The organism is Pseudomonas sp. P5_A2_2, from assembly GCF_054177685.1.
The window spans coordinates 1-18,475 of record NZ_JBGCUL010000038.1; the positions used below are offsets into that span (position 1 = coordinate 1).

Annotated in this window: 16 protein-coding genes and 1 pseudogene; 6 read left to right on the forward strand and 11 right to left on the reverse strand. The window is 60.0% G+C overall.

Annotated features, from left to right (window positions below):
• Positions 1–68: 68 nt before the first annotated feature.
• A complete protein-coding gene (gene mtnA / locus ACXRVY_RS06000) occupies positions 69–1,145 on the reverse strand; it encodes an S-methyl-5-thioribose-1-phosphate isomerase (protein ID WP_223462464.1) in 1,077 nt (358 codons plus the stop codon).
• 108 nt (positions 1,146–1,253) lie between these two features.
• On the opposite strand from mtnA, the gene ACXRVY_RS06005 reads away from it, so the two are divergent.
• The 5 genes from ACXRVY_RS06005 (at position 1,254) to ACXRVY_RS06025 (ending at position 6,240) form a co-directional block, all read left to right on the forward strand.
• On the forward strand, positions 1,254–2,588 hold the full coding sequence (locus ACXRVY_RS06005; RefSeq protein ID WP_458237111.1) for a TRZ/ATZ family hydrolase: 1,335 nt from the start codon (positions 1,254–1,256) through the stop codon (positions 2,586–2,588).
• Between the two features lie 57 nt (positions 2,589–2,645).
• Entirely contained in the window at positions 2,646–3,344 is a 699-nt protein-coding gene (gene ubiG, locus ACXRVY_RS06010; protein ID WP_223462462.1) for a bifunctional 2-polyprenyl-6-hydroxyphenol methylase/3-demethylubiquinol 3-O-methyltransferase UbiG, read from the forward strand.
• Positions 3,345–3,348: 4 nt separating this feature from the next.
• A complete protein-coding gene (gene mupP / locus ACXRVY_RS06015; RefSeq protein ID WP_007999922.1) occupies positions 3,349–4,020 on the forward strand; it encodes an N-acetylmuramic acid 6-phosphate phosphatase MupP in 672 nt (223 codons plus the stop codon).
• A gap of 187 nt (positions 4,021–4,207) precedes the next feature.
• Positions 4,208–4,948 carry a YciK family oxidoreductase gene (locus ACXRVY_RS06020; protein WP_223462461.1) on the forward strand — a complete coding sequence of 247 codons (741 nt, stop codon included), beginning with the start codon at positions 4,208–4,210 and terminating at the stop codon, positions 4,946–4,948.
• A gap of 365 nt (positions 4,949–5,313) precedes the next feature.
• Positions 5,314–6,240: a GGDEF domain-containing protein gene (locus ACXRVY_RS06025; protein ID WP_223462460.1), complete on the forward strand. Its 927-nt coding sequence runs from the start codon at positions 5,314–5,316 to the stop codon at positions 6,238–6,240.
• Positions 6,241–6,376: 136 nt separating this feature from the next.
• Here the strand turns inward: ACXRVY_RS06025 and ACXRVY_RS06030 are convergent, their stop codons facing one another.
• The 7 genes from ACXRVY_RS06030 to ACXRVY_RS06060 all read right to left on the reverse strand — a co-directional run bounded on the left by ACXRVY_RS06030 (position 6,377) and on the right by ACXRVY_RS06060 (position 14,172).
• Positions 6,377–7,138 (reverse strand): TenA family transcriptional regulator, encoded by a 762-nt coding sequence (locus tag ACXRVY_RS06030; RefSeq protein WP_263289821.1) that lies wholly within the window; start codon positions 7,136–7,138, stop codon positions 6,377–6,379.
• Between the two features lie 76 nt (positions 7,139–7,214).
• Positions 7,215–9,674 (reverse strand): EAL domain-containing protein, encoded by a 2,460-nt coding sequence (locus tag ACXRVY_RS06035; protein WP_458237112.1) that lies wholly within the window; start codon positions 9,672–9,674, stop codon positions 7,215–7,217.
• Positions 9,675–9,842: 168 nt separating this feature from the next.
• Positions 9,843–11,660 (reverse strand): ABC transporter ATP-binding protein, encoded by a 1,818-nt coding sequence (locus tag ACXRVY_RS06040; RefSeq protein ID WP_223462457.1) that lies wholly within the window; start codon positions 11,658–11,660, stop codon positions 9,843–9,845.
• On the reverse strand, positions 11,653–12,255 hold the full coding sequence (locus ACXRVY_RS06045; protein ID WP_223462509.1) for a DsbA family protein: 603 nt from the start codon (positions 12,253–12,255) through the stop codon (positions 11,653–11,655). Before ACXRVY_RS06045 ends, ACXRVY_RS06040 begins: the two co-directional genes overlap by 8 nt.
• 36 nt (positions 12,256–12,291) lie before the next feature.
• Entirely contained in the window at positions 12,292–13,233 is a 942-nt protein-coding gene (trhO, locus tag ACXRVY_RS06050; RefSeq protein ID WP_458237113.1) for an oxygen-dependent tRNA uridine(34) hydroxylase TrhO, read from the reverse strand.
• A 102-nt stretch (positions 13,234–13,335) separates the two neighbouring features.
• Positions 13,336–13,635, reverse strand: a complete 300-nt coding sequence (locus ACXRVY_RS06055) for a BolA family protein (protein WP_057713758.1) — start codon at positions 13,633–13,635, stop codon at positions 13,336–13,338.
• Between the two features lie 12 nt (positions 13,636–13,647).
• Positions 13,648–14,172: a DUF2059 domain-containing protein gene (locus tag ACXRVY_RS06060; protein ID WP_108215400.1), complete on the reverse strand. Its 525-nt coding sequence runs from the start codon at positions 14,170–14,172 to the stop codon at positions 13,648–13,650.
• Positions 14,173–14,363: 191 nt separating this feature from the next.
• On the opposite strand from ACXRVY_RS06060, the gene ACXRVY_RS06065 reads away from it, so the two are divergent.
• On the forward strand, positions 14,364–15,758 hold the full coding sequence (locus ACXRVY_RS06065) for a class II fumarate hydratase (RefSeq protein WP_458237114.1): 1,395 nt from the start codon (positions 14,364–14,366) through the stop codon (positions 15,756–15,758).
• 63 nt (positions 15,759–15,821) lie between these two features.
• Here ACXRVY_RS06065 and ACXRVY_RS06070 read toward each other — a convergent pair whose 3' ends face one another.
• From ACXRVY_RS06070 to ACXRVY_RS06080, 3 genes and pseudogenes are all read right to left on the reverse strand, one after another.
• Positions 15,822–16,787, reverse strand: a complete 966-nt coding sequence (locus tag ACXRVY_RS06070; protein ID WP_458237115.1) for a DMT family transporter — start codon at positions 16,785–16,787, stop codon at positions 15,822–15,824.
• 244 nt (positions 16,788–17,031) lie between these two features.
• Positions 17,032–18,216 (reverse strand): thiolase family protein, encoded by a 1,185-nt coding sequence (locus tag ACXRVY_RS06075; protein ID WP_223462453.1) that lies wholly within the window; start codon positions 18,214–18,216, stop codon positions 17,032–17,034.
• A 102-nt stretch (positions 18,217–18,318) separates the two neighbouring features.
• Positions 18,319–18,475: pseudogene (locus ACXRVY_RS06080) on the reverse strand (polyphosphate kinase); the annotation flags it as partial.

The following is an 18,475-nucleotide window of genomic DNA, read 5'->3' on the forward strand; positions in this document are numbered from 1 at the left end:
TGTGTGCACCGCAAACACTGTGGGAGCGAGCTTGCTCGCGATGGCTATCTTTCAGACGCCAGAAACTATCAATGCAGACGCTTACGGCACATCAACTGCGCCATCTTCGCCGTATCCGGGCGCTCGACGATGCCTTTTTCGGTGACGATCGCATCGATCAGGTCCGCCGGCGTCACGTCGAACACCGGGTTAAAGGCATTGACGTCGGCCCCGACGCGCTTGCCACCGACCTCCAGTAGCTCGCGACCATCACGCTCTTCAATCGGAATGTCATCGCCGCTGGCCAGGTTCATGTCAATGGTTGAACTCGGCGCCACCACCATGAAGCGCACGCCGTGGTGCATGGCATTGACGGCCAGTTGATAGGTGCCGATCTTGTTGGCCACGTCGCCATTGGCGGTGATCCGGTCCGCGCCGACGATGACCCAGGTAGGGCCTTTGGTCTTCATGATATGCGCCGCGGCGGAATCGACATTGAGGGTCACGGGAATGCCTTCATTGGCCAGCTCCCACGCAGTCAGTCGCGAGCCCTGCAGCCACGGGCGGGTTTCGTCGACATAGACCTGCTCGACCATACCCTCGATGAATGCACCACGAATCACCCCCAGCGCCGTGCCAAAGCCGCCCGTGGCCAGAGCGCCGGTGTTGCAGTGGGTCAGGATCGCCTGGGCGTTGCCCTGATGCTTGCGGATCAGGTCCACACCCAGCTGGGCCATGGTCAGGTTGGCTTCGCGATCACTTTCATGAATGGCGATGGCCTCGGCTTCCAGCACCTCCAGCGGATCGGCATTGTCCTTCAGGCGATCAAGCCGGTCGTGCATGCGCCCCAGCGCCCAGAACAGGTTGACCGCGGTAGGACGGGAATCGGCCAACAGCATGAAATCCTCTTCCAGCGCAGCGTACCAGTCGCCACCTTCGGCAATCCGGGCGCGGGCCGCCAGTACGATGCCATAAGCGGCACTGATACCAATCGCCGGAGCACCGCGCACCACCATCGAGCGAATGGCCTCGGCCACGCCAGCGGCGCTGGTGTAGGCAATCCAGGTTTCCTCGAACGGCAAAATACGCTGATCCAGCAGATGGAGAGCGCCATCACGCCAATCGATGGCCTTTACCTTTTCCGCAGCCAACAGTCGATCGCGCATCCCTCACCCCGCACTCATGAACAAAAGCCGCCGATTATAGCGATCCCCCCGCGAAGACGCTCGGGTATACTTCGCCATCCTATACAAAAGCACTGGAACCGACCTTCGATGCCGAACACTGCCGCTGCGCTCGACCTGTTATTGCTGCCGACCTGGCTGGTACCCGTCGAACCCGCTGGTGTTGTCCTCAAGGAGCATGGCGTGGGCATCCGTGATGGACGCATCGCGTTTATCGGCCCACGTTCCGCCGCACTGAAGCTTAACGCAACCGAAATCCGTGAATTGCCCGACATGTTGCTCAGCCCCGGCCTGATCAATGCCCACGGGCACGCGGCGATGACGCTGTTCCGTGGCCTGGCCGATGACCTGCCATTGATGACCTGGCTGGAAAACCATATCTGGCCCGCCGAGGCCAAATGGGTCGATGAAGATTTCGTGCGCGACGGCACCGACCTTGCCATCGCCGAGCAAATCAAAKGCGGCATCACCTGTTTCTCTGACATGTACTTCTTCCCGAAGGTTGCCAGCGAGCGGGTGCACAACAGCGGTATTCGCGCGCAGATCGCGATTCCGATCCTCGATTTCCCGATTCCGGGCGCCGCTACGGYGGACGAAGCCATTCGTCAGGGCGTCGAATTGTTTGGCGATCTCAAACACCACGAGCGCATCAAAATCACCTTCGGCCCCCATGCCCCCTACACCGTGGGCGACGAAAACCTGGAAAAAATCAGGGTGATTGCCGAAGAGCTGGACGCATCGATTCACATGCACGTGCATGAAACGGCGTTCGAAGTGCAGCAATCGGTCGAGCAGCGCGGTGAACGCCCGCTGGCCCGCCTGGCACGCCTGGGCTTGCTGGGGCCACGTTTCCAGGCGGTTCACATGACCCAGATCAGCGAAGAAGACCTGACGCTACTGGTAGAAAGCAACAGCAATGTGATTCATTGCCCGGAGTCGAACCTCAAGCTGGCCAGCGGATTCTGCCCGGTCGAGCGTTTGTGGGAGGCCGGGGTCAATGTCGCGGTCGGCACCGATGGCGCGGCCAGCAACAATGACCTGGACCTGCTCGGCGAAACCCGCACCGCGGCCCTGCTGGCCAAGGCTGTCGCCGGCTCGGCCACCGCGCTGGATGCCCATCGCGCCTTGCGCATGGCCACCCTCAATGGCGCCCGGGCATTGGGTATCGAGGCCGAAACCGGCTCGCTGGAAATCGGCAAAGCCGCGGACATGGTCGCGTTCGACCTCTCCGGCCTGGCCCAGCAACCGGTCTACGACCCGGTTTCGCAGCTTATATACGCCACCGGCCGCGACTGCGTGAAACACCTTTGGGTTGCCGGCAAGCAATTGCTCGACGACCGTCGCCTGACAAGCCTGGACGAACAACAGCTTGGCACTGTCGCGAAGGCCTGGGGCCAGCGCATCAGTGGCCGCACCGAATCGTAAGCACCCTGGAGCACAATCCGGGGCAACAGGATTTTTCAAGTTTTAGAGGACTAGACCATGAGCAACGTCGACTACGCCGAAATCGCCAAATTCGAGGCCCTGGCCCATCGCTGGTGGGACCGCGAAAGCGAATTCAAACCGCTGCACGACATCAACCCGCTGCGGGTCAACTGGATTGACGAACGCGTCAACCTGGCGGGCAAGAAGGTCCTCGACGTCGGTTGCGGCGGCGGCATCCTCAGCGAAGCCATGGCTCAGCGCGGCGCGACCGTGATGGGTATCGACATGGGCGAAGCGCCGTTGGCGGTTGCCCAGCTGCATCAGCTGGAGTCGGGCGTGAGCGTCGAATACCGGCAGATCACCGCCGAAGCCCTGGCCGAGGAAATGCCCGAGCAGTTCGACGTGGTCACCTGCCTGGAAATGCTTGAGCACGTGCCGGATCCGTCGTCGGTCATCCGCGCTTGCTTCCGCATGGTCAAGCCCGGCGGCCAGGTGTTCTTCTCCACCATCAACCGCAACCCGAAAGCGTATCTGTTCGCCATCGTCGGCGCCGAATACATCATGAAGTTGCTGCCGCGCGGCACCCACGACTTCAAGAAATTCATCCGCCCTTCCGAACTCGGCGCCTGGAGCCGCATGGCCGGCCTGACCGTCAAGGACATCATCGGCCTGACCTACAACCCGCTGACCAAGCACTACAAACTGGCCTGCGACGTGGACGTCAACTACATGATCCAGACCCTGCGCGAGGAATAAGTCGATGCCAATCAGAGCGGTTCTTTTCGACATGGACGGCACCCTGCTCGACACCGCGCCGGACTTCATTGCGATCTGTCAGGCGATGCGTGCCGACCGCGGCTTGCCACCGATGAACGACAAGCACATCCGCGACGAGATTTCCGGCGGCGCCCGCGCAATGGTCGCAGTGACCTTCGCCATGGACCCGGAATCGCCGGGTTTCGAGGAGCTGCGCCTGGAGTTTTTGGAGCGCTACCTCGTCGGCTGTGCGGTGCACAGCAAGCTGTTCGACGGCATGGCTGAATTGCTGGCCGACATCGAAAAAGCCAACCTGATCTGGGGGGTGGTCACCAACAAGCCGCTTCGCTTCGCCGAGCCGATCATGCAACAGTTGGGGCTGGCTGAACGCTCGGCGCTGCTGATCTGCCCGGATCATGTGAAGAACAGCAAACCGGACCCGGAACCGCTGATCCTGGCCTGCAAGATGCTCGACCTGGACCCGGCCAGCGTGCTGTTCGTCGGCGATGACCTGCGCGACATCGAGTCAGGCCGCGATGCCGGTACCAAGACTGCTGCGGTGACCTTCGGCTATATCCACCCGGATGACAACCCGCGGCATTGGGGTGCGGATGTGGTGGTCGATCATCCGCTGGAGTTGCGCAAGGTGCTCGATAGTGCGCTGTGCAGTTGCTGAGCCGCGCTCCCGCAAGAGCGAATGACCACAGTCTTGCGAGGATGTGAGCATTACCAATGTGGGAGCGAGCCTGCTCGCGATAGCGGCGGATCAGTCAGCATTGATGTTGAATTTGATACCGCCATCGCGAGCAGGCTCGCTCCCACAGGGATAACGCTTGACCTGAAGAATTATTGTCGAGGTTTTTATGTTTGATTATTCCGCCCGCCCCGAACTGCTCAAGGATCGGGTCATTCTGGTCACCGGCGCAGGACGCGGTATTGGCGCCGCAGCGGCAAAAACCTACGCGGCCCACGGCGCAACCGTGCTGCTGCTGGGCAAGACCGAAGCCAACCTGATCCAGGTCTACGACGAAATCGAAGCCGCCGGCCATCCACAACCGGCGGTGATCCCGTTCAACCTCGAAACCGCCCTGCCCCATCAATACGATGAGCTGGCGGCGATGATCGAAAACGAATTCGGGCATCTCGACGGACTGCTGCACAATGCTTCGATCATCGGCCCGCGCACGCCGATCGAGCAGCTGTCCGGCGAAAACTTCATGCGGGTCATGCAAGTCAACGTCAATGCCATGTTCATGCTCACCAGCACTCTGCTGCCGCTGCTCAAGCTGTCGCAAGATGCCTCGGTGGTATTCACGTCCAGCAGCGTCGGCCGCAAGGGACGTGCGTACTGGGGCGCTTATGGCGTCTCCAAATTCGCCACTGAAGGCCTGATGCAAACCCTGGCCGACGAAGTCGATACCGTGGCCCCGGTACGCTCCAACAGCATCAACCCGGGCGCTACCCGCACCAGCATGCGCGCCCAGGCTTACCCGGGTGAAAATCCGCTGAACAACCCGACGCCCGAGGAGATCATGCCGGTCTACCTTTACCTGATGGGCCCGGACAGCACCGGTATCAACGGCCAGGCGTTCAACGCCCAGTAGCGACCGTACGTCGCTTTTTGGTGCCGCGCCGATTTCCTGTCGCGGCACTCGAATACACGCCAGGTACCTGTCAAACAAACGTCACATGCAGCGCTGCAAAAGTAATAGACGAAGCACAACCAGTTGATTTAATACGATTTTTATTCAGATGAACCGAATGGCACGACTTTCGCTCTAACTTTGCTCAGACACGCAACGTGAAAGCAGACGGGACGAAGCTTGAGTGCGGCGATTACTCTTCTTCTACAAAGCAGATTAAACTTGTACGAAATGTCCTACGGGACTGACGGACCAGTACGACGCGCAGCCTAAGCCGCTCTCACCCTGCTTGTAAGACAGCCTTACTGCTTAGGGGCGCACGCCTTATGAAACCACCTTCCCAGACCAACGCAATTGACTTCGATAGCGCCAAATTGCAGCGCCTGGGCTTTGGTCAGCACCCGCCTCTTCTGGCAAGGCCTGTCAGTCTTGCGCAATTGCGCCAGCAACTGAGCCTGCAGCTGCAAACCAGTCTGGAGCCGCAACGCATTCTTGGGACGTTCTATCGCGAGATTCAGCGATTGGTACCGCTGGACGCTTTGTGCTACCTGCACAAGAGCAGTGACTTGCGTCTGGAGTTCGGCCAACGCGGCCACCACTCCATCAGTTACAGCCTCAGCCACGAAGGCGAACACCTGGGTGAGCTGATTTTCCGCCGCAATCAGCGCTTCAGCGAACAGGAACAGGGCAATCTCGAATCACTGCTGGCCGCGCTGCTTTTCCCGATGCGCAACGCGCTGCTTTACCGTACCGCCACCCAAAGCGCACTGCGCGACCCGCTGACGGGCACCGGCAACCGCATCGCCATGGACCAGACGCTGCAAAGGGAAATCGAGATATCCCGGCGCCATCTGCAACCGTTATCGGTGCTGATGCTGGACATCGATCATTTCAAGCAAGTCAATGATACCCACGGCCACAGCACCGGCGATGACGTGCTCAAGGCGGTCGCTGCCTCGATCAAAAACCAGCTGCGCAACGTGGACATGGTGTTTCGCTATGGCGGTGAAGAGTTCCTGATCCTGCTGTCGAACACCACCCGCGAGGCCGCGGCCATGGTCGGGGAACGACTGCGGCTCGCAGTGCAGTCGCAAGAGTACCTGGCCGATAGTCATCTGATCGTGCTGACAGTCAGCCTCGGCTGTTCGACACTGTTACCCGGCGAGTCTGCCGAAAGCCTGTTGCGACGGGCAGACAGTGCATTGTATGTAGCCAAGCGCGAAGGTCGTAACCGACTGAAGATGGCGGGCTGATTTTTCAGCCACCACACAAACCAATGTGGGAGCGAGCCTGCTCGCGAATGGGATCTGACCTTCAACGATGATGTTGACTGACAGTCCGTATTCGCGAGCAGACTCGCTCCCACAGTTTTTTCAAGCAGCGATTGAATCAGCTTTCGGCCAGTGCCATCCGCTCACGCGCGACCGGTGCTCTTTCTGCGTGCTCCAACTGCATGCAACGCTCGAGAAACAGGTACATGTAGTCGTAGCTCTTGCACACAGCCTGGCGCAACTCCACCTGCAGGGATTTGCTCGGGTTGGTGCCCGCCAATGTGCAGATGATTTCCAGGGCTTCCCATGGATGGGCATCGTCGTACTGGGCATGCATCTTCAGCCACTTCATCGCCCGCTTGCGATCCTCCTCGGGGAACGAGGTGGCGTAGATGCCGCTGGAACAGACTACCGCCGACCATTCCCCGGTCGCCCCTTCGATGGCGTAGTTGGTGGCGGCAATCGCAACGATCAGCGAGTCGGATGAACTGGTGTGCCAACACCAATGGCTCAAGGCATGAAGCTCCGGTGCAACCTGCTGCGCCTGAAGGTCCTCCAGGCTGACACCGTGCGCGCGGCTCCAGTGCACCCAGTAATCGGCGTGGTTCAATTCGACGCGGATATTACGCATCAGCCAGCGACGGGCCATGTCTTCGCCGGGATGACGGGCAAAGCGTGTCTTGGTGAGGTTTTGTGCCATATACAACGCGAACTGTTCGACCACCGGCCAGCCACCGATCAGGTATTGGCGCATGGTCTTTGCACTGAGTTTGTTGTCTCGCATGCGTTGGTACAGTTCGTGTTCGACAACCCGGCGCTTGCTCTCGCTGCAATCCTGGATCAGGCGCTGGGCCCAGGCAGGGTAACTTGCAGCTTCCATGAGCGGTCCGGTTCGGTTGAATGTGTCGATCACTGTCGAGCTCCTTTTGATTGTGATTGTAAGACCGGCAGGAGTTTCAACGGAACGTGCCAGGGGCCTTGAACAACAGCGGCTGAGGCCTGGYGGGACGACTTAACAGGCTATCAAAGGTAAACAAATGCGGGCGTTCAATCACATACCCTTGAGCGTAATCCACCCCGATCTCCAGCAATGCCTGCTCGATCTGGGGCGTTTCGACAAACTCGGCAATCGTGCGCTTACCCATGACATGACCGATGTGATTGATCACTTCGACCATGGCGCGGTTAATCGGGTCGTCCAGCATATCCTTTACGAAACTCCCATCGATCTTCAGGAAGTCTACAGGCAAATGTTTCAGGTACGCGAATGAGGACATTCCGGCGCAAAAGTCATCCAGTGAAAAATAGCACCCTAAGCCTTTGAGTTCATTAATGAATCGAATGGCGCTGCCAAGATTTGAAATAGCACTGGTCTCAGTAATTTCAAAACAAATCATTTCAGGCGGAATCGAATACGTCACAAACTGTTCGCGCAGGAAGTCCAGGAACGCCTCATCCCCGATCGTCGTGCCTGACAGATTGATCGCACACATGGCCAGCGGCCCACGGTGTGGCTCGGCCCGGCATTGGGCAATGATCTTGAACACGTTCTGCACAACCCAACGATCCAGCGAACTCATCAGGCCATAGCGTTCAGCTGCCGGAATGAAGCTGTCGGGCAAGATCATCCGCCCGGCTTCGTCATGCAATCGCAGCAGAATCTCAATGTGCCCGCCGCCCTGTTCGACATGACCCAAGGGGGCAATTTCCTGGGCGTACAGGCAGAAGCGGTCCTCCTCCAGCGCCATGTGCAAACGTTGCACCCAAGCCATTTCGCCGAAGCGCAGGGACAACTCCGAGTCATCCGGATGATAGACCTGGACCCGGTTCCGGCCCTTTTCCTTGGCCATGTAGCACGCCATGTCGGCAGCACGCAGCGAGGCTTCGAGCGTCGTCGGATTCTGCGCAACATGGACCAGCCCGATGCTGACAGTGGTCACGAAAGGCCGGCCCTTCCAGACAAAATGCAGATTTTGCACAGTCTGACGCAGGCTCTCGGCAATTTTCTCCGCCGCTTCCGGCGCGCAGTTTTCCAGCAGGATGCCGAATTCGTCGCCGCCAAGGCGCGCCAGGGTATCGCCTTCGCGCAGCCCGGATTGCAACAAGGCACAGATATGCCGCAACAGTTCGTCGCCTGCCGCGTGACCGCAGGTATCGTTGACCAGCTTGAACTGATCCAGATCGAGGAACATCAGGGCATGGCGACCCGAATGGCGGGTCAGGTTGTGCAGCGCCTGTTCCAGGCGATATTCGAATTCGCGGCGGTTGGCAAGCCCGGTCAAGGCGTCGTGGGTCGCCTGCCACGACAGATTGGCGATGTATTGCCGCTCCTGGGTCATGTCATGCAGCACCAGCACCGTTCCGCTGACTTTGCCGGCATTGCGGATCGGAGCACCCACCAGCGTGACCGACACCGTGCTGCCGTCCAGGCGTTGAATCAACTTGGAGTGCTCACTGCCGCCACTGAGTTGGCCGCTCAGAATATGCTCGATCAGGGTGAAACCGTCGCTCTGTGCATTTTCATCCAGCAGGTTGAACAGCGCCGCCAGCGGCAACCCTGTCGCCTGCTCGGCCTTCCAGTGGGTCAATGCCTCGGCCGCCGGATTCATGTAGGCAATCGCACCGGAAACATCCGTGGTGATCACGCCATCGCCAATCGATTGCAGAGTGATCTGCGCCCGTTCTTTCTCCAGTTGCAGCGCATCGGCGAAGGCATGGCGCTGCTTGAGCAGTTTATGGGTGCGCATCAAGGCCAATGCAATCAAGCCCAGGGCGGTGGCGAGGTTGATCACCAGCAACAGTCGCAGGATCATCCGCGAGCCTTCGCCCAAGGCATCGCTGAAGGCCTTCGCCGCCGGTGTCACACTTTCGTTGATGACGAATATCTGATCCTTCCAGCGCTTGATATCGGCATCGGTGGCCTGCCTGGTGGTGATGCGCTGATGCATCTCCCGCGCAACGGCATCGAGTTGCACCAGATACGCGTCGCCCACCATCCAAAGGTCGATGGCTTTCTCGTGGTAACTGAAGTGCCGGAAATTCAGGTACAGCCAGATCACACTGGTGATGTCATCCGGATGGTTGCCGCCCTTGAGGATCGCCACCCGTGCCGCCGTGATGTCCGGCGGCCGATGATCCAGCGCCACACGCAATTCATGCCCGCCCTGAGGCACGGAAATGGCGTTCTGGTATTTATGAAAAATCGCTTCGTCGCCGCTGTCGGCGTAGAGATTGAGGTAATAGATGGCGTCTTTCTGGCCCTTGGACCACAGGCTCTCACCGGCGACATAACCGCGAACAGCCGACAGCACATAAAGGCTGACACCGCCCAAGAGGGCCTGAAACACCACAACGGCGATAAATGGCCAGACGATGCCCAACAGCCGTGGCGTTCCGAGAGTCCGCTTTTGATTCATGAGGTCCCTTGCGTTAGCACTGCTCGCTCGTCTTCCGGACGAAATCGCTACAGCTAGACTAGGTTGCGATCCCGGTCCCGGCAAGCGACAAGCTTTGCCCGGAGGGAACATCGCGGCCGCTGAATTCGGTCGCGATCATGTTTTTTATCGTATTGAATCGGCGGCTCGCTACAACTGCTGCAAATGCCCATACAGCTTGGCGTATAACCCACCTTCGGCGATCAGTTGCTGGTGGTCGCCGTCCTCGGCAATTTGCCCGCCGTCGAACACCAGCACACGATCGGCTTGTTTTACCGCCGAAAGACGGTGGGCAATGATCAGCGTGGTGCGGTTGCTCAGAAACCGCGCCAGTGCCTGGTGCAGGTTGTATTCGGTGGCGGCATCGAGCGCGGAGGTGGCTTCGTCGAGGATCACCACCTTGGGCTCGGCCAGCACCATCCGGGCGATGGCCAGACGCTGGCGTTGTCCGCCGGACAAACGCACGCCGGAGCGCCCGACGATGCTGTCCAGGCCATGGGGCAAATCCCGGACCGTGCCGTGCAATTGGGCGATTTCCAGCGCCTGCCAACAGGCCTCGTCACTGCGTTCGCGGCCCATGGTCAGGTTGGCGCGGATGGTGTCGTTGAACAGCGCCGGATGTTGCAGGACCACGGCGACATTTTCCCGAACGGTTTCCAGGCCGATCTCTTGCTGGGTTGAACCACCAAAGCGAATGGTGCCCGCCAGCGGCGTATACAAGCCCAGCAGCAGTTGCACCAGCGTGCTCTTGCCGCCGCCACTGGCACCGACGATTGCGACCTTTTCGCCGGGGGCGATGGACAGGTTCATCTGGTTCAGGACCAGTTCATCACCGTAACCGAAACTCAACCCCTGTACTTCCAGCCCGACCGTCTCGCGACCACTGAACGGGTCGACTCCACCCGAGTACTCGGGCTCATCGGCTCGGGACAGCAGCTCGTTGATTCGCGACAGCGCACCACCGGCTGCGTAGTAGGCATATTGCAGGTTCAGCAGTTGTTCAACCGGACCGATCATGAACCACAGGTAGCTGAACACCGCGAGCATCTGGCCGATTGAAAGGTCGGAAAACAGTACGGTGAGCATCGCCGCGGCCCGGAAAATATCGATGCCGAACTGGAACAGCAAGCCGCTGGCCCGGTTCGACGCATCGGTCTTCCATTGCGAATTCACCGCGTAGTCCCGCACGTCCCGGGCGCGCTGCCCCAAGCGACCGAGGAAAAACCCCTGGCGGTTGCCGGCGCGAACTTCCTGGATCGCATCCAGCGTTTCGGTCAGTGCCTGGGTGAAGCGCGAAGTGCTGTCATTCTCGAGTTTCTTCAGGTGCTTGACCCGCTTGCCCAATTGCACCGTGGCGTAGATCACCAAGGGGTTGAACAGCAGAATCAGCAGCGCCAGTTGCCAGTGCATCCACACCAGAATGCCTGCCGTGCCGACCAGGGTCAGCATGGCCACGAGGAAACGGCTGAGGGTTTCGCCGACGAATTTGTCCAGCGTGTCCAGGTCAGTCACAAGGTGCGTGGTCACCGTGCCGCTGCCCAGGCTTTCGTATTCGCCCAGCGAGATGCGCTTGAGTCGCTCGATCAGCCGCACACGAATCCGATAGACGATGTCCTTGGCCAGCCCGGCGAACAATTTCGCCTGCACTACGTTGAACATCAACGCCGCGCAGCGCAGGGTCAGGGTCACCAGCAGCATCAGGCCGATGTAGCCCGCGGCCTTCTGCCAGCCTTCGGGCAGCGCGTGGTTCATGATCTTCAGCGCGGCATCACCATGCCCCAGCAATACCTCATCCACCAGCAACGGCAGGAGCAAGGGAATCGGTACGCTGCACAAGGTCGCCAGCACGGCCACGCCGTTGGCGATCCACAGGGATTTCTTGTGATGCAGGGCCAGGCGACGGATTTCCGCCCAGCTCAGACGGTCGACACGTTTAGCGGAGGCAACATCATCGGGCAGGTCATGCACAGGCAGCACGCTCCAGCCAGCGGCCGAGCAGCGGGGACAACTCGCTCAAAGGCTGATAGCCATTGGTCAACAATGCCAGTTGGCCGTTACGCTCAGCCAGCAGGGTGGGGAAACCGGCAATGCCCAGGTCCTGGACCCAGGTGAAATCAGCCGCCGTCGCGGTGTGCATATCGGCGCGGTCAAACGCGGCGGCGAATTCGATGCGTGGCAGACCGGCCTGTTCGGCCAGTTCCACCAGCACACTGGCGCGGGTGACGTCGCGCCCTTCGGCATAGAACGCATGCTGAATCAGCCCGAGCAGTTTCCAGGCACAATCCGGTGCCAGTGTGCGCGCCGTCACCAGTGCCCGGCAGGCTGGCTCGGTGTCGTAGACAAAGCCGTCGGGTAACGCGCCTTCAAGCTTGAAGGGCTGGCCGGTGGCCTTGGTGACCGCCTGCCAGTGTTCGAGGATATAGCGCCGGGTACTCGGCTCCAGCGCGGCACCGCTACCGGTGCGCAAACCACCCACGATCAGATGCACCTCCACGCCTGCGGCTTGCGCCTGTTCGACCAGTGCGTTGGCCACCGGAGCAAACCCCCAGCACCAGGAGCACATCGGGTCCATCACATAGAGCAGGCGCGCAGACATGGTTCAGGCCTCGGAGGATGCTTGCTTGTAGTTGAAGCCGATCGGGTGAGGCTGGTTACGAGCCTTGGCCAGTTCGATCTGCTTCTGCCGGTCGATGGCGCTGCGACGGGTCTTCTCACTCAGCTTATCCCAGCAATGCGGGCAACTGATGCCGGCCACGTAATGCTCGGACGCGCGGTCTTCCACGCTGACCGGCGTGCGGCAGGCATGACATTGATCGTAGTCGCCTTCGCTCAGGTCGTGACGAACGGTCACGCGGTTGTCGAACACGAAGCAGTCGCCCTGCCACCTGGTTTCTTCCTGTGGCACCTCTTCGAGATACTTCAGGATGCCACCCTTGAGGTGATAGACCTCGTCGAAGCCTTCGCTAAGCATGTAGCTCGACGCCTTCTCGCAACGGATGCCGCCGGTGCAGAACATCGCGACCTTCTTGTGCACGGCCGGGTCGAAGTTGGCTTTGATGTAGTCGGGAAATTCGCGAAAACTGGTGGTTTTCGGGTCGATGGCGCCTTCGAAGGTACCGATCGAGACCTCGTAATCGTTACGGGTGTCGATCAGCAGTACTTCCGGGTCGCTGATCAGCGCGTTCCAGTCCTGCGGATCGACGTAGGTGCCGACCTTTTTGTTCGGGTCCACGCCTTCCACGCCGAGGGTGACGATTTCTTTCTTGAGTTTGACTTTGGTGCGATAGAACGGCTGAYCGTCGCAGTACGACTCTTTGTGATCGATGTCGTCCATGCGAGGGTCGTTCTTGAGCCAGGCCATCAGTCCGTCGATACCTTCGCGACTGCCGGACACGGTGCCGTTGATGCCTTCTTCGGCGATCAGCAGCGTGCCTTTGATGCCGTTGTCGACCATCGCTTGCAGCAGGGGCTCGCGCAGGGCGACGTAATCTTCCAGAGTGACGAACTTATACAGTGCCGCCACGACAATCTGTTGTGTCATGGGTAAATCTCCAGGTGGCTACCCTCGTAAGGGGTGAACCGGATACGAAAAAAAACGCGCCGGGTTAGCGGCGCGTTGGGCATTCTAACAAAAAACCGGTGTTTAGTGCTTGCTGCCGCCAGCACAGGTCGGCGAGGCCGGAGCCGCGTCGATCTGTGCCCATTCCTCTGGCGTGTAGGTATGCAGCGCCAACGCATGGAACTCTCCCATCAGCTCGCCGAGCGTGCCGTAGACCTTCTGGTGGCGCTTGACCCGGTTCAGGCCTTCGAACTGTGCACTGACCACCACAGCCTTGAAATGGGTTTGCAACCCACGGCTGTGCATATGGCTCTCGTCCAGCACTTGCAGATGCTCGGGCTGAAGCAGGCCCAGCGTCGATTCGATGCGTTGTTGCATGGTCATACCGAACTCCGCTTAAGGCTTTTTCTTGGCTGGTGCAGCCGCGTCTTTCGGCGTCAGCTCGGCGGTCATGTCAGCCAACAGCTTGTTGACCACCGGCACCGCGCTTTCCAGCTTGGCCTGGGTCATCTGGGCCGATTGCTGGGTCAGCTGGGGCATTTTTTCCAGGACTTTCTTGCCCAGTGGCGACTGGTAGAACGCAACCAGGTCCTTGAGCTCGGATTCGGTGAAGTTGGTGGTGTAGAGCTTGATCATGTCCGGCTTGAGTTTGTTCCAGCCAATGGCCTGGTCCAGAGCGGCGTTGGCCTTGGCCTGGTAAGTTTCCAGCACGGCTTTTTTCGACTCAGGGGCTTTGGTCTGTTCGAAACGCTGGGCAAACATCTGCTGTACTTGCATGTACACCGGGGTGCCCAGTTTGTCAGCGTGCGCCATGGTCAGGAAAGCCTCGGCACTGGCGTTATGGCTGGCGGTGTCGGCAAGAACCTGGCCGCTGGCGCAGACCAAAGCAACGGCGGTACAGATGGCACGAAGACGAGTCATCGAGTTTCCTTTTCTAGCTGGCGAGGTAAGACCCCAAGGGCATCCATTCTGCGCCTAAAAAAGTGTGTCGCTCAACCCCGAGCCTTGTCGCGCTTGATTTAGAGGGGTTGAATGGTCAAATTCAGACTAATGGAACCACGGCTGTGGATCACGGCCTAAACTGCGCAATCGGACCTACAGGAGTGAGCAAGATGAGCCGTATCGAAACCGACAGCCTCGGCGAGGTTGAAGTCCCGGATGAAGCCTACTGGGGCGCTCAGACGCAACGCTCGCTGATCAACTTCGCCATCGGCAACGAACGCATGCCGCTGGCGGTGTTGCATGCCCTGGCGCTGATCAAGAAAGCCGCGGCACGGGTCAATGATCGCAACGGCGACGTACCCGCCGATATCGCCCGCCTGATCGAGCAGGCGGCCGACGAAGTGCTCGCCGGCGACCACGACGACCAGTTTCCGCTGGTGGTCTGGCAAACCGGCAGCGGCACCCAGAGCAACATGAACGTCAACGAAGTGATCGCCGGTCGCGCCAACGAGCTGGCCGGCAACCCCCGTGGCGGCAAGTCTCCGGTGCACCCCAACGATCACGTCAATCGCTCCCAGAGCTCCAACGACTGCTTCCCCACCGCCATGCACATAGCGGCCGTCCAGGCGGTGYAACAGCACTTGCTGCCGGCGATCAGCGAACTGTCCGGCGGGCTGGCCGAACTGGCCGCCCGCCACATGAAACTGGTCAAGACCGGCCGAACCCACATGATGGATGCGACACCGATCAGCTTCGGCCAGGAAATCTCGGCCTTCATCGCACAACTCGATTACGCCGAGCGGGCAATCCGCAGCGCACTGCCCGCGGTCTGCGAGCTGGCCCAGGGCGGAACGGCCGTCGGCACCGGGCTGAATTCACCCCACGGCTTCGGCGAGGCCATCGCCGCAGAATTGGCCGCCCTCTCCGGTTTGCCGTTTATCACCGCACCGAACAAGTTCGCCGCACTGGCCGGTCATGAACCGCTGACCACGCTGTCCGGCGCGCTGAAAACCCTCGCCGTGACCCTGATGAAGATCGCCAACGATCTGCGCCTGCTGGGTTCCGGCCCGCGCGCAGGCTTTGCCGAAGTCAAGCTGCCGGCCAATGAACCTGGGAGTTCGATCATGCCGGGCAAGGTCAACCCGACCCAGTGCGAAGCCTTGTCGATGCTGGCCTGCCAGGTGTTGGGCAACGACGTCGCCATCGGTTTTGCGGCCAGTCAGGGCCACTTGCAGCTGAACGTGTTCAAACCGGTGATCATCCATAACCTGCTGCAATCGATCCGTTTACTGGCTGATGGCTGCAGCAACTTCCAGCAGCACTGCGTGGCCGGTCTGGAGCCGGACGCGGAAAAAATGGCTGAACACCTGGAACGAGGCCTGATGCTGGTGACGGCGCTCAACCCGCACATTGGCTATGACAAATCGGCGAAGATCGCCAAGAAGGCCTACAGCGAAGGACTGACCTTGCGCGAAGCGGCGTTGCAGCTAGGGTATCTGACGGACGAAGAGTTCGATGCATGGGTGAGGCCGGAGAATATGCTGGAGGCTGGGGCCAAGGGCTGAGTTCTGTAGCGCCTGACAGTCCGTCATCGCGGGCAAGCCACGCTCCCACAGGTTTCGAGTCGTTCATGAACATTGTGGACGACGCAAAACCTGTGGGAGCGTGGCTTGCCCGCGATGCGAAGGCCCCAACGCCACCAGCGCCGACCCCAGCACCACCAGCACCGCACCGCCATAACCCAAACCATTGATCGTCTCGGCATGCACATAGTCGGGCCACAACCACGCAGCCATGGAAACCGCCGCAAAAGTCACCAACGGCGTGATGGCCAGCGTTGCGCTGACCCGGGAGGCCTCCCAATGGGCCAGGGCCTCGGCAAACGCGCCATAGGCAATCAGGGTGTTGAGGCAGCACGCCAGCAGCAACCAACCCTGCAACGGGTTCAATTGCAACGCTTCGAGCGGATGCACCCACGGCGTCAACAGCAGCGCGCAAAACAGGTAGATCACCATCATCACCTGCAGCGAATTCCACACCGTCAGCAATTGCTTCTGCCCCAGGGCATAGAAGGTCCAGACCGTGGACGCCAGCAGCACCAGCAGCACGCCGGCGGTGTAGTCGGTCAGCGACGTGAGCAATTCACTCAAGCGCTGGTTGAAAAACAGCGCAAAACCCATCAGCAGTACCAACAACCCGATCCCCTGCCCCAGACTGAACCGCTCCTTGAACACAAACACGCTGGCGATCAGCAGCATGATCGGCCCCATCTGCACCACCAGTTGCGCCGTGCCGGGGCTGAGCAGGTTCAGGCCCATCAAATACAGCACATAGTTACCGACCAGGCCGAGCACCGCCATCAGCACCAGCCAGCCACCACGAGGACCGAGCACTTTGCGGCTGGGCAGGCGCCTGGTGGCCGCCAAGTAAATGAACAGGCAGCCGCCAGACACCAACAGGCGAAACCAGGTCACCGTCACCGGGTCCATCACCAGCAGCACCTGCTTGAGCTTGATCGGCAGGATTCCCCACAACAACGCGGTCAACAAGGCCAGGAACAGACCGTAACCCCAGCGACCCGATGAAATGTGCATGTGAACCCCAACGCCAACTGACAGGAGCCGTCATTCTAGGCCTGGAGCGGTGGCGTACACAGGCACAGTTTGGGTCTGGCCGCGAATGAAACTGTGCAGGTCGCAATACCGTGGCGCGCCCATCGCGAGCAAGCTCGCTCCCACAGTGTCTAGCGGCGATCATTAATCTTGTGTACGCCACAAAACCTGTGGGAGCGAGCTTGCTCGCGATGGCTATCTAACCGACAACGAGAAATATCGAGGTTTAACGCACCGCCTCAAACAGTCCCGTAGCCCCCATCCCGCCCCCCACGCACATGGTGACGATGCCGTAACGCAGATTGCGTCGCTGCAATTCACGAACCAGATGCCCGACCTGACGCGAACCGGTCATGCCGAACGGGTGACCGATGGAAATCGAGCCGCCGTTGACGTTGTACCGGGCGTTGTCGATTTCCAGGCGGTTACGGCTGTACAGGCACTGCGAGGCGAAGGCTTCGTTGAGTTCCCACAGGTCGATGTCGTCAATCCGCAAGCCTTTGGCCTTGAGCAGTTTCGGTACCGAAAACACCGGGCCGATGCCCATCTCGTCCGGCGCGCAACCGGCCACGGTAAAACCGCGAAAGAACGCTTTCGGCTTGAGCCCCAGTTCCAGCGCTTTTTCCAGGCTCATTACCAGGGTCATTGACGCGCCGTCAGACAGTTGCGAAGAGTTGCCGGCCGTGACCGAGCCATCTTCTGCGAAAACCGGTTTCAACCCGGACAGACTTTCCAGGGTGGTGTCCGGGCGGTTGCAGTCATCGCGGTCGACGATGCCGTCGAGGATCTGTGCCTGACCGGTGCTTTTGTCTTCGACACGATACTTCACCGCTATCGGTACGATTTCATCGCAGAACAGCCCAGCGGCCTGCGCCTCTGCGGTACGCTGCTGGCTTTGCAGCGCATACAGGTCCTGCTCTTCACGGCTGACGCTGTACCGACGCGCGACAATTTCAGCGGTCTGGCCCATCGGGAAGTAGATGCCCGGCACCTGCTCCTTGAGCAGCGGGTTGATCAGGTTGTCGGTGTTGACGCTCTTCATGGTCAGGCTGATGGACTCGACACCGCCGGCGACGATGATGTCGCTGCAACCCGAAGCGATCTGGTTGGCAGCAATGGCGATCGCCTGCAAGCCCGAGGAACAGAAGCGGTTGAGGGTCATGCCGGCCGTGCCGATGCCCAGGCGCGACAGCACCGCGACATTGCGACCGATATTGAAACCCTGGGCGCCTTCGTTGGAACCGGCGCCAACAATGCAGTCCTCGACGCTCGCCGGATCGATACCGGAGCGCGCCAACAGTGCATCGACACAGTGTGCCGCCATGTCGTCCGGGCGGGTCATGTTGAATTTACCGCGAAAGGATTTGGCCAGGCCGGTCCGCACGCTGTCGACGATCACCACTTCACGCATGACATACCTCATTGTCGTTATCAGTTGAGAGTGGACCGAGCATAAGTCCAGCGCTTCACCGACCGCGACAATCATTCACCTCGCGTATGCGTAACCATCGCTTCAATCCTTGTCCTTACGCTTGCGTTCATGCCGGTCGGATTTTTCGAAAGCCTCCTCCAGTGCCCGGTTGATAGTGCGCAAGACTTTGACCCGTGCCCAGCGCTTGTCATTGGCTTCCACCAGGGTCCATGGCGCAATCTCGGTGCTGGTACGGTCG